This window comes from Actinoplanes sp. NPDC049681 (assembly GCF_044465265.1).
GTDB lineage: Bacteria > Actinomycetota > Actinomycetes > Mycobacteriales > Micromonosporaceae > Actinoplanes.
Map to the genome: position 1 here is coordinate 473,743 of NZ_JBITLP010000006.1, position 12,763 is coordinate 486,505.

Consider the following 12,763-nt stretch of genomic DNA (forward strand, 5'->3'; position numbering starts at 1 on the left):
CCCGACGGGTGACCGGGAACTCCGCGACGGCTCAGGCCTCGTACGTGTAGAAGCCCTTGCCGGTCTTGCGGCCGAGGTCGCCGGCGGTGACCATGCGCTGCAGCAGCTCCGGCGGGAAGAACTTCTCGTCCGCGGTGTCGCGGTAGATGTTGCTCGTGGCGTTGAGCATGACGTCGAGGCCGGTCAGGTCGATGGTGGCCAGCGGACCCATGGCGTGGCCGAAGCCGAGCTTCATGACCGTGTCGAGGTCGGCCGCGGTGACCACGCCCGACTCGACCAGGCTGATCGCCTCGACCAGCAGCGCCGAGAAGAGCCGGTTGGAGACGAAGCCGGCGACGTCACGCTTGACCTCGACGCAGGTCTTGCCGACCTCCTCGGCGAAGTTGCGCGCCGCGGCGAGCGTCTCGTCCGAGGTCTGGTAGCCGCGGACCAGTTCGACGAGCTTCATCATCGGTACGGGCGAGAAGAAGTGGATGCCGACCACGGACTCGGGGCGCTCGGTCACGGCCGCGATCTGAGTGATCGGAATGGCGGAGGTGTTGGTGCCGAGCACCGCGCCGGGCTTGCAGATCTTGTCGAGGGCCCGGAAGACCTCGTGCTTGGCCTCGACCTTCTCGAAGATGGCCTCGACCACGACGTCGGCGTCGGCGGCCGCCTCCAGCTCGGTCGTGGTGCTGATGCGGGCGACGGCGGCGTCGGCGTCCTCCTGGGTGATCTTGCCCTTGGCAGCGAACCGCCCGAGCGAGTCCCTGATCGCCGAGACGCCGCGCTGCAGCGACGACTCGTCCAGGTCCCGCATGGTGACCTGCCATCCCGCCTGCGCCGCCACCTGGGCGATACCGGAACCCATCAGACCGGAGCCGATGACCGCGAGCCGACCCGCCATGTGTGCCTCTCCTTCTCTGTATCCCGCTCATCTTTGAGGGTGCCCCCAGACTAGCGGGCGTGCTTAACGCAGGCTCAGGGCCTCTATCGGGGCAAATCCCCGGAAAAGCGTTCCCGGCGATGCCAGACTGTGCGCATGCCACCAAGCGACGGCTGGTACCTCCTAGGGCCCTTCATAGCCGTCGCGCTCGTCGGTTTCCTCGGCGCGATCTTCTGGCGGATGGGCCTGCAGTGGACCCGGGCGGGCGAGGACCCGCTCCGCGACCTCTACGCCGGCCTGGCCATCTTCGAGCGCGGCGAGGACTACGGCCTGCTCTGCCCGGCCGCCGCCACAGACGACGCGATCATCGCTGAGGAGATCCGGGCCCTGCTGCGGGCCGCGGGCATCCGCTCGACCTCGGCCGTACGCCCCGACGGCCGCCTCGTGGTGCTGGTCTTCCCCGAGGAGGTCGACGAGGCGCGGCGCCTCGTCGGGGGCTCACCCGCGCTGTGACCGCTCAGAAGTCGTACGTCGGCTCGGTGACGACCGCGCGTTCCACCTCGACGCCGAGGTTCGCCAGGTCCGCCACGAAATCCGGGTAGCCGCGGTCGATGTGGTGCACCTCACCGACCTCCGTGACGCCGTCCGCACACAGGCCCGCGATCACCAGGCCCGCGCCGGCCCGGATGTCGGTCGCCCGCACCGGCGCTCCGGAGAGCCGCTCACGGCCGTTCGTCACGGCATGGTGGCCATCGGTACGGATGTCCGCTCCGAGCCGCACCATCTCGTTCACGAACATGAACCGGCCGTCGAAGATGTTCTCGGTGATCAGGGACGATCCCGAGCTGACCGCCGCCAGCCCCAGCGCCATCGGCAGCAGGTCGGTGGCGAAACCCGGGTAGGGCAGCGTCACGATGTCGACGGCCTTCGGACGGTCGTCCATGCGTACGCGGAAGCTGTTGTCGCCGGGCTCCACGACCCCGCCCGCCGAGACGAGCTTGTCGAGCGCGATCTCCAGATACTCCGGGCGTACGCCGTGGACGGTCACGTCGCCGCGGGTCATCGCGGTGGCGAACGCCCACGTGCCGCCGACGATCCGGTCGCCGACGGTGGCGTGCCGCACCGGCTTCAGCGCGTCGACCCCCTCAATGGTGAGCGTCGACGTGCCGGCGCCGTCGATGCGCGCCCCCATCTCGGTCAGCATCTGGCAGATGTCGACGATCTCCGGCTCGCGCGCCGCGTTGTCGATCTCCGTGACGCCCTTGGCCAGCACGGCGGCCATCAGGATGTTCTCGGTCGCCCCGACGCTCGGGAAATCCAGCCAGATCTTCGCGCCGCGCAGCCCGGCCGGCGCCGACGCGATGACGAAACCGTGCTCGCCGGAGATCTCCGCACCGAGCCGCGCCAGCCCGGACACGTGCATGTCCAGCCCCCGCGAACCGATCATGTCGCCACCGGGCAGGGCCACCCGCACGTACCCGCGGCGCGCCAGCAACGGACCCAGCACACAGATCGAGGCCCGCAACCGGCGCACGAGGTCGTAGTCGGCCTCACTGCCCGGCTCGGCCGGCACGTCGATGGTGGCCTCCCCACCGTCGAACGACACATCACAGCCCAGCCGGCGCAGCACCTCGCCCATGATCGCGACATCGGTGATCCGGGGAACGTTCGCCACGACGCTGCGCCCCTCGGCCAGCAGCGCGACGGCCATCAGCTTGAGCGCCGAGTTCTTGGCACCGCCCACCGTGACATCACCGGAGAGCCGTGCGCCGCCCTTGACCCTGATCACATCCACGCGGGCCATCGTATGGGGCGCGTCCAGGCGGCATCCGTAGGGTGGGGGCCATGGCCGTGCATCTCACCCGCATTTACACCCGCACCGGCGACGCCGGCTCCACCCGCCTCGGCAACAACGAGGTGGCCGCCAAGACCGACCCGCGCATCGTCGCGTACGCCGACGTCGACGAGTGCAACGCCGCCCTGGGCGTGGCCCTGGCGCTGGGCTCCCTGGCCCCGGACGTGCGCAGCGTCCTGACGGCGGTGCAGAACGACCTCTTCGACGTGGGCGCCGACCTGTGCAACCCGCTCGCGGAGGACCCGCCGTACCCGCCGCTGCGGATCAAAGAGTCGTACGTGACCCGCCTGGAAGGCTGGTGCGACGAATACAACGAACAACTCCCGGCGCTGGACTCCTTCATTCTTCCGGGTGGCACGCCGGGGGCGGCGCTGCTGCACGTGGCCCGCACGGTGGCCCGGCGCGCGGAGCGCTCGGCGTGGACGCTGGTCGAGGAGGACCCGGACCGCACGGGGCCGCTGCCGGCGAAGTATTTGAACCGGCTCTCGGACCTGCTGTTCATCCTGGCCCGCACGGCGAACGGCGCGGCCGGCGACGTGAAATGGGTCCCGGGCGGTACGGCCTCCTGAACGACGCCGCGCTCGCCGGGCCGCCGGCACACGGCGGCCCGCTTGCGGGGCCCGCGCGGCTGACGCAGCCACCCGGGGCGAGGGCCGGCGCGGCGACCTGAGGCCCTTGCCAAGCCGCCGACGCAGCCTTTGGGGGGTCGCCCGGCCGTGACGGCTCCTGGCTCACCGGGTCGCCAGCCGGTGGTCGGGTGCCGAGACAGCGGCTCTCGCACCGGCGGTGGAGGCGCACCGGCCGGCGGTAGCGGCCATTGCCGGGCAGAAAGGGCGGCTCCGCAGCCTTCCCGGGCCGAAGCACGCGGCAGGCGGTAGAACTGGGCTAGGCCCGACCGCCGGCCCCGTGGCTGACGGCAGCACCACCGCCCGCAGTCCTTGCCGAATACCGACCCAGGCCGAATCGCCGGCCCACGAAGGCCGCCGGCCCCTCCCGGGTTACCGGCGTGGCGGTCAGTTCTCGGCGGGGCGGGGGCTGATGGCCGGTCGAGGCGCCACGCTGCCCGGTTGCCCGGGCGGTCCCGCCTCGAGCCACGAGAGGAAGCCCGTCACCGTGGATTCCGCCATCGCGATCTCGATCTCGGCGTCCGGCAGGCGGCACAGCAGGATGACCCAGTGGCCCGGCATGGTCAGCCGCTCGGGGCCCTCCGGGAGGCGGCGGCGCTGCACGTTGAGGGTGCGGCGGTCGAGCACGCGTTTGGGGCGGACGGCGAAGCTGAACATGCGGTGGAAGCGCAGCTCGTCACCGACGAACTGGCCGAGCCCCGCGGACCAGCCGCGGCCCGGGACCATGGTGGTGACCCGCACCTGGACGCGGATGGTGCCGCCGCCCTGCATGAGCAGACGGCGGCGGAAGAAGAGGGCGAAGAGGATGACGAGCAGCGCGCCGACGCAGATTCCGACGACCTCCAGAATCCGCATCGCGTGGCGTCAGTGCGCGTCGGGGGTGGCGGGGGTCGCGCTCTCGGCGAGGACCGTCACGCCGTCCGCGTCGATGGAGAGGAAGCCGCCGGCTACGTCGTAGGTGAGCTGCTCGCCGCCGGCCAGCTTGACGCGGACCTGGGAGGGCTCCTTGAGCAGGCCGAGGAGCGGCGAGTGGCCGGGCAGGACGCCGAGCTCACCCTCGGTGGTGCGCGCGACGACCATCTCGGCGTCGCCGGACCAGACCTTCTCCTCGACGGCGACGACCTGGACGTGCAGTTGCTTGGCCACGCTGTCTCCCTGTAAGCCTGCGGAATCTTGCGATCCCTCTGGGGTGAAGTCTAAACGGCCGGGTGACACAGCGTTGCCCCGGGTGGCGACCGCCACTCCTGGGTGCTAGAGCTTCTGGAGGAAGCTCGGGTTGTCCACCAGGAACGACGCGATGGAGTCGTCGTTCACCGACGCGAAGAACTGCTGGGCCGACGGTTCGAGACCCTCGCCGATGTACGACTTGCCGTTGAACAACGAGTCGCCCGGCAGCTTGATCAGGGTCATGTCGTCGGAGCGCAGGCCGCGTAGCGCGAGGCCCCAGTCGACCACGTTGTGCCCGTTGCCGTCGAAGATGAGCGCGTCGCCGGCGGCCCGCAGCACGTGGTCGAGCTTGATCGGGTTGGTCACGACGTCCTTGCTCAGCGCCTGCTGCGCCATGGCCTTGATGAACTGCTGCTGGTGGCGCTGGCGGTCGTAGTCGCTGTGGGGCAGCCCGTAGCGCTGACGGCAGTAGTCGAGCGCCTGCCAGCCCTTGAGGTGGTAGGTGCCCTTCTTGTATTCCGCCTGCGGACCGATGTACGGGTGGGCGCAGCTGTTGTCGGCGCACTCCGGACGGCGGGGGCGGGGCTTGCCGTTGGGCTGGAGGTGCTCCGACTTGACGTCCTGGTCGATGGTCATCGTGACGCCGCCCATGGCGTCGACGATGTCCTTGAAACCGCTGAAGTTGATGATCGCGCCGGCGTCGAAGCGCTTGATGCCGGTGAGCTTGCCGACCGTCTTGGCCAGCAGGTCGAAGCCCTGGGCCACATCGTGCTTGCCGTTGCCGATGCTGCTGCCGTACGACATCGCGGCGTTGATCTTCGAGGTGCCGCCCTGGAAGCCGGTCTTCGGGAAGGGCGGGATCTCGACCCGCAGGTCACGCGGGATGGAGAAGAGGTACGCCTGCTTCAGCCCGGCGGGGATGTGCACCACGATGATCGAGTCGGACAGCGGCGCGGTGGTCGCGTCGCGCGGGTCGATGCCGACGAGCAGGATGTTGAGCGGGCCCTTGATGTCGCTGACCGGCTGCTTGGCGGCACCCTTCGCGGCGTTGCCGAAGAGGTCCTTGGTCTCCACCGCGCCGGCGTAGCGGGCCACGAGCGCCTGGCTCGTGATCAGGGCGCCACCACTGAGGACCATCAGCGCGCACCCGAAGATCGCGCACAGCCTCGCCCAGAGCGGCGAGCGCCGCTTGGTTCTGGGTTTTCCGCTCTTCGCCACTCGCTCCCCAACCGCCGTCGACGGGTCTCATCCGCGACCAAAGGAGCAATGATCGCAGGGCAGTGCAACGGGCACCGTCAAGAGTATCCGAACAAGAGAAGAAACTTTCGCGTCCTGATACCCGCCCGCGCCCACCCGGCTGGCTAAACGGACATAACGGTCCCGAGGAAACGCGTAGGGCCGCCCCGACCTGTGTCGGAGCGGCCCCGTGGATCGCGTCTGGATCAGCCCTTCATGAGCTCGTGCGCGTTGCGCTCGAGGTCCTCGAGGCCACCGCACATGAAGAACGCCTGCTCGGGGAACGAGTCGTACTCGCCCTCGCTGATCTTCTTGAACGCCTCGATGGTCTCCTTCAGCGGGACCGTCGAGCCGGGAACGCCGGTGAACTGCTCGGCCGCGTACGTGTTCTGCGAGAGGAAGCGCTCGATGCGGCGGGCCCGCTGCACCGTGATCTTGTCCTCCTCGGAGAGCTCGTCCATACCGAGGATGGCGATGATGTCCTGCAGGTCCTTGTACTTCTGCAGGATTCGCTGCACCTCGCGGGCGACCGCGTAGTGCTCGGCGCCGACGAACTCCGGCGCCAGGATCCGCGAGCTGGAGGCCAGCGGGTCCACGGCGGGGTAGATGCCCTTGTCGGAGATCGACCGCTCAAGGTTGGTGGTCGCGTCCAGGTGGGCGAACGTGGTCGCCGGGGCCGGGTCGGTGTAGTCGTCCGCGGGCACGTAGATCGCCTGCAGCGAGGTGATCGCCTTGCCCCGGACCGACGTGATCCGCTCCTGCAGCTCGCCCATCTCGTCGGCCAGCGTGGGCTGGTAACCCACGGCGGACGGCATGCGGCCGAGCAGGGTGGACACCTCGGAACCGGCCTGGGTGAACCGGAAGATGTTGTCGATGAAGAGCAGCACCTCCTGGTTCTGGACGTCCCGGAAGTACTCCGCCATGGTCAGGGCGGTCAGGGCGACGCGCAGGCGGGTGCCCGGCGGCTCGTCCATCTGGCCGAAGACCAGGGCGGTCTTGTCGAGCACGCCACCCTCGTCCATCTCGAGGATGAGGTCGTTGCCCTCGCGGGTGCGCTCACCCACGCCGGCGAACACCGACGTACCACCGAAGTTGCGGGCGACACGGATGATCATCTCCTGGATGAGCACCGTCTTGCCCACGCCCGCGCCGCCGAACAGGCCGATCTTGCCACCGCGCACGTACGGCGCGAGCAGGTCGAGCACCTTGATGCCGGTCTCCAGCATCTCGGTCTTCGGCTCGAGGTCCGCGAACGCCGGCGGCTTGCGGTGGATCGGCCAGCGCTCGGTGACCTGCAGCGTCGCCGGGTCGGCATTGAGCACGTCGCCGAGGGCGTTGAAAACGTGGCCCTTGGTCACGTCACCGACGGGCACCGAGATCGGCGCGCCGGTGTCGCTGACCTCGGCGCCGCGGACCAGGCCGTCGGTCGGCTGCATCGAGATCGCTCGCACCACGTTGTCGCCCAGGTGCTGGGCGACCTCGAGGGTCAGCGTCTTGGTGCCCTCGGAGAGGGTCACGTCGACGTGCAGCGCGTTGAAGATCTCCGGCATCGCGTCCCGCGGGAACTCGGCGTCGACGACCGGGCCGATGACCCGGACGACGCGGCCGACGCCGGTCTCCGTCTTGGTGGGCTCAGCTACAGCAGTCATCACACATCACTTCCCGACGTGGACAGCGCCTCGACGCCGCCGACGATTTCACTGATTTCCTGGGTGATCGCAGCCTGCCGCGCGGAGTTCATCTCGCGCGTGTACCGCTTGAGCAGGTCGTCCGCGTTGTCCGACGCGCTCTTCATCGCCCGGCGCCGCGACGCCGACTCGCTCGCCGCCGACTCCAGCAACGCCGCGTAGATCCGCGTGTTGAGGTACTTCGGCAGCAGCGCGTCCAGCAGCTCCTCGGCCTCGGGCTCGAACTCGTACGCCGGCCGCAGTCCCGGTTCGCGCTCCTTGTCCTCGACCTGCATCGGCGCGAGGAACCGCGCCTGCGGGCTCTGGGTCATGAGCGACTTGAACTGGGTGCTGACGATGTGCAGCTCGTCCACGCCCTGGATGCCGTCCGGACCATGGTGCTCGTCCGTGTCGTCCGCGCCGGCGACGAACGCCTCCAGCAGGGACTCCCCGATGCGGCGGGCGTCCTCGAAGGACGGCCGCTCCGAGAAGCCGGTCCAGCTGGCCTCGATCGGCCGGTTGCGGAACCGGTAGTAGCCGACGCCCTTGCGGCCGACGACGTACAGCGCGACGTCCTTGCCGTCCGCCCGCAACCGCGAGAGCAGCTGCTCGCACGTGCGGATGGCGTTGGCGTTGTAGGCGCCGGCCAGGCCGCGGTCGCTGGTGATCAGCAGTACACCCGCGCGCCGCACCCGCTCACGCGGCTGCAGCAGCGGGTTGTCGATCGAGGCGTTCGAGGCCAGCGCCGTCAGCACCTGCGTGATCGCCTCCGCGTACGGCTTGGAGGCGGTGACCCGCTCCTGCGCCTTGGCGATGCGGCTGGTGGCGACCAGCTCCTGCGCCTTCGCGATCTTCTTGGTCGACCGGACGGTGCGGATGCGCCGCCGGAGGGCCTGTACCTGACCGGCCATGGCTCAGCTCTCGTCCGAGGAGGACCGGACCTCGCGGGTGACGGTCTCGCGGCTCTCGGTGCCCTCGGCCATCGGCTGGGCCGGGGCCTCGTTCGGGCCACCGGTGGTCTCGCCGCGCTTGAAGAGCTCCTTGAACTCGTTCACGCCGCTCTGCAGCGCCTCGACCTGGTCGTCACCGAGCAGGCCGGAGGAGGAGATCGCGGTGAACGCGTCGCTGCGGTTGCGCTTGATCCAGTCGAGGAACTCGGTCTCGAAGCGGCGCACGTCGCTCACCGCGATGTCGTCGAGCTGGCCGGTGGTGCCGGCCCAGATGACCACGACCTCCTCGGCCACCGACAGCGGCGAGTACTGCGGCTGCTTGAGCAGCTCGACCAGGCGGGCACCGCGCTCCAGCTGGGCCCGCGAGGCGCGGTCCAGGTCGGAGGCGAAGGCCGAGAAGGCCTCCAGCTCACGGAACTGGGCCAGGTCGAGGCGGAGCCGGCCGGAGACCGAGCGCATCGCCTTGACCTGCGCCGAACCGCCGACGCGCGACACCGAGGTGCCGACGTTGATGGCCGGGCGCACACCGGAGGCGAACAGGTCACCCTCGAGGAAGATCTGGCCGTCGGTGATGGAGATGACGTTGGTCGGGATGTAGGCCGAGATGTCGTTGGCCTTCGTCTCGATCAGCGGCAGGCCGGTCATCGAACCGCCGCCGAGCTCGTCGGAGAGCTTGGCGCAGCGCTCGAGCAGCCGGCTGTGCAGGTAGAAGACGTCGCCCGGGTACGCCTCGCGGCCCGGCGGGCGGCGCAGCAGCAGCGACACGGCACGGTACGCCTCGGCCTGCTTGGTCAGGTCGTCGAAGACGATGAGGACGTGCTTGCCGTTGTACATCCAGTGCTGGCCGATGGACGAGCCGGTGTACGGGGCGATGTACTTGAAGCCGGCCGGGTCGGACGCCGGCGAGGCCACGATGGTGGTGTACTGCAGCGCGCCCTGCGCCTCCAGCGTCCCGCGGATGCTGGCGATGGTGGAGGCCTTCTGGCCGATGGCGACGTAGATGCAGCGGACCTGCTTCTCCGGGTCGCCGGTCTCCCAGTTGGCGCGCTGGTTGATGATCGTGTCGAGCGCGACCGTGGTCTTGCCGGTCTTGCGGTCGCCGATGATCAGCTGGCGCTGGCCGCGGCCGATCGGCGTCATGGCGTCGATCGCCTTGATGCCGGTCTGCAGCGGCTGCTTGACGGGCTGGCGCGCCATGACGTTCGGCGCCTGCAGCTCCAGCTCGCGGAAGCCCTCGTTGGCGATCTCGCCGCGGTCGTCGATCGGGTTGCCCAGGGCGTCGACCACGCGGCCGAGGTAGGCGTCACCGACCGGGACGGAGAGGACGCGGCCGGTCCGCTTGACCTGCTGGCCCTCCTCGATGCCGGCGAAGTCACCCAGGACCACGACGCCGATCTCGCGGACGTCGAGGTTCAGGGCGACACCCAGCGTGCCGTCCTCGAACTCGAGGAGTTCGTTCGCCATCGTCGAGGGCAGACCCTCGACGTGCGCGATACCGTCGCCCGCATCGGAGACGATGCCGACCTCCTCACGGGAGACCTCGGGCGTGTAGGACGAGACGTAGCGCTCTAGCGCCCCCCGGATCTCGTCCGAGGAGATGGTCAGCTCGGCCATCCTCTGCCTTCTCTAGTCGGCTCGGGGCGTCGCCGCGCCCGAGGGCTGTCGGTAGCGTCGCCGCCGCCGAGGGGAAGTAGTTATTTAGCGAACGCCTGCCGGGCTTCGTTGAGTCGCCGCAGGATCGTGCCGTCGTAGAGGTCGGAGCCGACACGGACGCTGAGACCACCGATGATGCTCGGATCCACATCGACCTTCAGCGAAACCTGCCGACCGTAGATGTCGGACAACTTGGCGGCGAGCCGCTGCTCCTCGGCGTCGTCGAGCACCTTGGCCGCCGTCACGTACGCGACCTGACGGTCCCGCTTGGCGGCGGTCAGCTCGACCAGCTTGCTCAGCGACGTCTCGAAGCTGCGGCCGCCGAAACCTTCGAGCGCGACCCGGACGAGCTGCAGCGTTCCCGTCTGGGCCTTACCCGTCAGCAGGTCTTCGACCAGCTTAGCCCTTCGGTCGACCGGCGCAGTGGGGTCACTGAGCGTGACGGAGAGCTGGGGGTTGCCCGAGACGACCTGCCCGAAGCGGAAGAGCTCGTCCTCGATGTCGGACAGCTTGCCGGCCTTGTCGGCCGCCGCCAGCGCGGTGTCGACCCCGAGCCGCTCCGCGGCGTCGAGCAGCTCGTTCGGCGCCGACCAGCGGCCGGACGCCAGCACCGCGAGCGTGTCCACCGCCACCGCGCTGAGCTTGCCGGTGAGCAGCGAACGCAGCAGCTCGCCGCGCTCGGTGCCCGAGCGCGACGGGTCGGTCAGCGCGCGCCGCAGCCGGGGCTCGCCGCGCAGCAGCCGCGCCACCGACAGGATCTCGTCGGCGGTGATGGCGATCTGCGCGGCGGTGGCCGTCTGCGTGTCCGCGGTCAGCTTCTCCACCGCGGCGGCGTACGACTCCCGGTTGACGGTCGCCATCAGCGACCGCCCGCCGTACCGGCGCCGAGCTCGTTGATGAACCGGTCGACGGTGCCCCGGTTGCGCGCCTCGTCGGCGAGCGACTCACCGACGATCTTGCTGGCCAGGTCCACCGCGAGCGTGCCCACCTCGGAACGCAGGTCGCGCACGATGCTCTCGCGCTGGGCGGCGAGCTGATCCTGCCCGGCCGCGATGATGCGCTCGGACTCCTCCCGGGCCTTGGCCAGGACGTCCTGACGGATGCCCTCGGCGTCGGCACGAGCCTCGTCGCGGATGCGCGCGGCCTCGGTGCGGGCTTCGGCGAGCTGCGCCCTGTACTGCTCGAGCAGCTGGTTCGCCTCGGCCTGAGCGGCCTCGGCGCGCTTGATGCCGCCCTCGATCGCGTCGACCCGCGCCGCGAACGTCTTCTCCATCTGCGGGAAGACGAACTTCATCAGGATGAAGCACAGCACGATGAACGCGATCGAGCCGACCACGATCTCTTCCCACGCCGGGATGATCGGGTTGTGCGGCTCCGTGGTACCGGCCTCAGGCGCGGCCAGATAGGTCAGGGAAAGCATGGACACCTCCTAGCGAGGGAAAGGCTTAGAGGTTGCTTCCCTGCCAGATGAAGCCGAACGCGATGCCGAGCAGGGCGAGCGCCTCGATGACGGCGAAGCCGATCCAGACGTACGGGAGGGTCAGGCGCGACGACTCCGGCTGACGGGCCGTCGACTGGATGTAGGCCGAGAACACCAGGCCGACACCGATACCGGGGCCGATGGCGGCGAGGCCGTAACCGATGGCAGCGGTGCTACCTGCAACTTCGGCGAGAAGCATTTCAGATCCTCCTGAGATCTCGCGTGACTGTCACGCGGGACGACAAACGGGGTGGTGCTCCAACAGCTCTCAGTGCTCGTCAGCGAGAGCGCCCTGGACGTAGCTCGCGGTCAGCACGGTGAAGACGTACGCCTGCAGGCAGATGACCAGGAACTCCAGCAGCGTCAGCGCGATCGTCATGATCCAGGAGACGATCGAGAACGGCGTGAACCAGGCATTGGTGCTGATCATTGCGAATCCGCCGAGCGTGAACACCAGCAGCAGCATGTGGCCGGCGAACATGTTGGCGAAGAGTCGGACCGCCAGCGAGAAGGGGCGGACCATGAAGTTCGAGAAGAACTCGATCGGGATCAGCAGCGGGAGAATGAACCACGGCGCCGGCGGGATGAGCGCGGTCTTGAAGTACTTCGCGAAGCCGTGGTGCCGGATGCCGACGATGATGAACAGGAAGTAGCTGATCACCGCGAGGAATGCCGGGAAGGCGATGTGCGAGTTCGGCGAGATCTGCACGAACGGCACGATGCCCCAGAAGTTGTTCAGCAGGATGAACAGAAACAGCGTCGTCAGGTACGGCGCGAACTGAACGCCCTTCGGGCCGATCATCTCGACGGCGATGTTGTTGCGCACGAAGCCGTACGCGCTCTCGGCCAGCCACTGCTTCTTGGTGGGCACGAGCTTCGGCTTCCGGTACGCGACCAGGAAGAACAGGATGATGAGCGCGGCCGAAAGCCAGACCAGGAACGTGATCTTCGTGAACCAGTAGGACTCGTGCCCCCACGGCAGGATGCTGGGCAGGTAGAAGTCCTCGACGCTGGGCGGGAACTCCGCTGCGAGGACCGTCGACTGACCGATCACCGTAGCCCTTTCCTGTCAGGCGCCGAGACGGCGCACGATGAGGTAGACACCACCGCCGATACCGAGGACCGCGCCGATTCCGGCGAAGATCCCGCGAGTACCGACCCAGTGGTCGACCAGCCAGCCGATCCCGCCCCAGACCAACATGCCCGCGAAGAGGTAGGTGACTGCCGTCATGCCCATGCCCGTATCGGGCGGGGGTGGACCGTC

At 69.0% G+C, this 12,763-nt stretch carries 15 protein-coding genes; 2 read left to right on the forward strand and 13 right to left on the reverse strand.

What is annotated here, in order from left to right; all coding sequences use genetic code 11:
• Positions 1 to 31 precede the first annotated feature (31 nt).
• Positions 32 to 886 (reverse strand): 3-hydroxyacyl-CoA dehydrogenase family protein, encoded by an 855-nt coding sequence (locus ACIBO8_RS24065; protein ID WP_396117511.1) that lies wholly within the window; start codon positions 884 to 886, stop codon positions 32 to 34.
• 135 nt (positions 887 to 1,021) lie between these two features.
• Between ACIBO8_RS24065 and ACIBO8_RS24070 the strand changes: the two genes are divergently transcribed.
• Positions 1,022 to 1,378, forward strand: coding sequence for a hypothetical protein (locus tag ACIBO8_RS24070; protein WP_396117512.1), 357 nt, complete (start codon positions 1,022 to 1,024; stop codon positions 1,376 to 1,378).
• Between the two features lie 4 nt (positions 1,379 to 1,382).
• Here the strand turns inward: ACIBO8_RS24070 and murA are convergent, their stop codons facing one another.
• Positions 1,383 to 2,669, reverse strand: coding sequence for a UDP-N-acetylglucosamine 1-carboxyvinyltransferase (murA, locus tag ACIBO8_RS24075; protein WP_396117513.1), 1,287 nt, complete (start codon positions 2,667 to 2,669; stop codon positions 1,383 to 1,385).
• A 41-nt stretch (positions 2,670 to 2,710) separates the two neighbouring features.
• Here murA and ACIBO8_RS24080 point away from each other — a divergent pair, with 41 nt between their 5' ends.
• Entirely contained in the window at positions 2,711 to 3,289 is a 579-nt protein-coding gene (locus tag ACIBO8_RS24080) for a cob(I)yrinic acid a,c-diamide adenosyltransferase (protein ID WP_396117514.1), read from the forward strand.
• Positions 3,290 to 3,733: 444 nt separating this feature from the next.
• Here ACIBO8_RS24080 and ACIBO8_RS24085 read toward each other — a convergent pair whose 3' ends face one another.
• From ACIBO8_RS24085 to ACIBO8_RS24135, 11 genes are all read right to left on the reverse strand, one after another.
• Positions 3,734 to 4,201: a DUF2550 domain-containing protein gene (locus tag ACIBO8_RS24085; RefSeq protein WP_396117515.1), complete on the reverse strand. Its 468-nt coding sequence runs from the start codon at positions 4,199 to 4,201 to the stop codon at positions 3,734 to 3,736.
• Positions 4,202 to 4,210: 9 nt separating this feature from the next.
• Positions 4,211 to 4,492, reverse strand: a complete 282-nt coding sequence (locus ACIBO8_RS24090; protein WP_364704987.1) for a F0F1 ATP synthase subunit epsilon — start codon at positions 4,490 to 4,492, stop codon at positions 4,211 to 4,213.
• A 105-nt stretch (positions 4,493 to 4,597) separates the two neighbouring features.
• Positions 4,598 to 5,731, reverse strand: a complete 1,134-nt coding sequence (locus tag ACIBO8_RS24095) for an LCP family protein (RefSeq protein WP_396117516.1) — start codon at positions 5,729 to 5,731, stop codon at positions 4,598 to 4,600.
• A gap of 224 nt (positions 5,732 to 5,955) precedes the next feature.
• On the reverse strand, positions 5,956 to 7,398 hold the full coding sequence (atpD, locus tag ACIBO8_RS24100) for a F0F1 ATP synthase subunit beta (RefSeq protein ID WP_396117517.1): 1,443 nt from the start codon (positions 7,396 to 7,398) through the stop codon (positions 5,956 to 5,958).
• On the reverse strand, positions 7,398 to 8,327 hold the full coding sequence (locus ACIBO8_RS24105) for a F0F1 ATP synthase subunit gamma (protein WP_396117518.1): 930 nt from the start codon (positions 8,325 to 8,327) through the stop codon (positions 7,398 to 7,400). Before ACIBO8_RS24105 ends, atpD begins: the two co-directional genes overlap by 1 nt.
• Positions 8,328 to 8,330: 3 nt before the next feature.
• On the reverse strand, positions 8,331 to 9,980 hold the full coding sequence (atpA, locus tag ACIBO8_RS24110; RefSeq protein ID WP_396117519.1) for a F0F1 ATP synthase subunit alpha: 1,650 nt from the start codon (positions 9,978 to 9,980) through the stop codon (positions 8,331 to 8,333).
• A gap of 80 nt (positions 9,981 to 10,060) precedes the next feature.
• Positions 10,061 to 10,882, reverse strand: coding sequence for a F0F1 ATP synthase subunit delta (locus ACIBO8_RS24115; RefSeq protein WP_396117751.1), 822 nt, complete (start codon positions 10,880 to 10,882; stop codon positions 10,061 to 10,063).
• Complete coding sequence (locus ACIBO8_RS24120; protein WP_396117520.1) at positions 10,879 to 11,439, reverse strand: F0F1 ATP synthase subunit B; 561 nt, start codon at positions 11,437 to 11,439, stop codon at positions 10,879 to 10,881. The genes ACIBO8_RS24115 and ACIBO8_RS24120 overlap by 4 nt, the downstream gene beginning before the upstream one ends.
• Positions 11,440 to 11,464: 25 nt before the next feature.
• On the reverse strand, positions 11,465 to 11,698 hold the full coding sequence (locus ACIBO8_RS24125; protein WP_396117521.1) for a F0F1 ATP synthase subunit C: 234 nt from the start codon (positions 11,696 to 11,698) through the stop codon (positions 11,465 to 11,467).
• 69 nt (positions 11,699 to 11,767) lie between these two features.
• The gene (gene atpB, locus ACIBO8_RS24130) at positions 11,768 to 12,553 is read right to left on the reverse strand and encodes a F0F1 ATP synthase subunit A (protein WP_396117522.1); all 786 of its coding nucleotides are present in this window, start codon (positions 12,551 to 12,553) and stop codon (positions 11,768 to 11,770) included.
• A gap of 15 nt (positions 12,554 to 12,568) precedes the next feature.
• Positions 12,569 to 12,730: a hypothetical protein gene (locus ACIBO8_RS24135; RefSeq protein WP_396117523.1), complete on the reverse strand. Its 162-nt coding sequence runs from the start codon at positions 12,728 to 12,730 to the stop codon at positions 12,569 to 12,571.
• Positions 12,731 to 12,763: the final 33 nt, after the last annotated feature.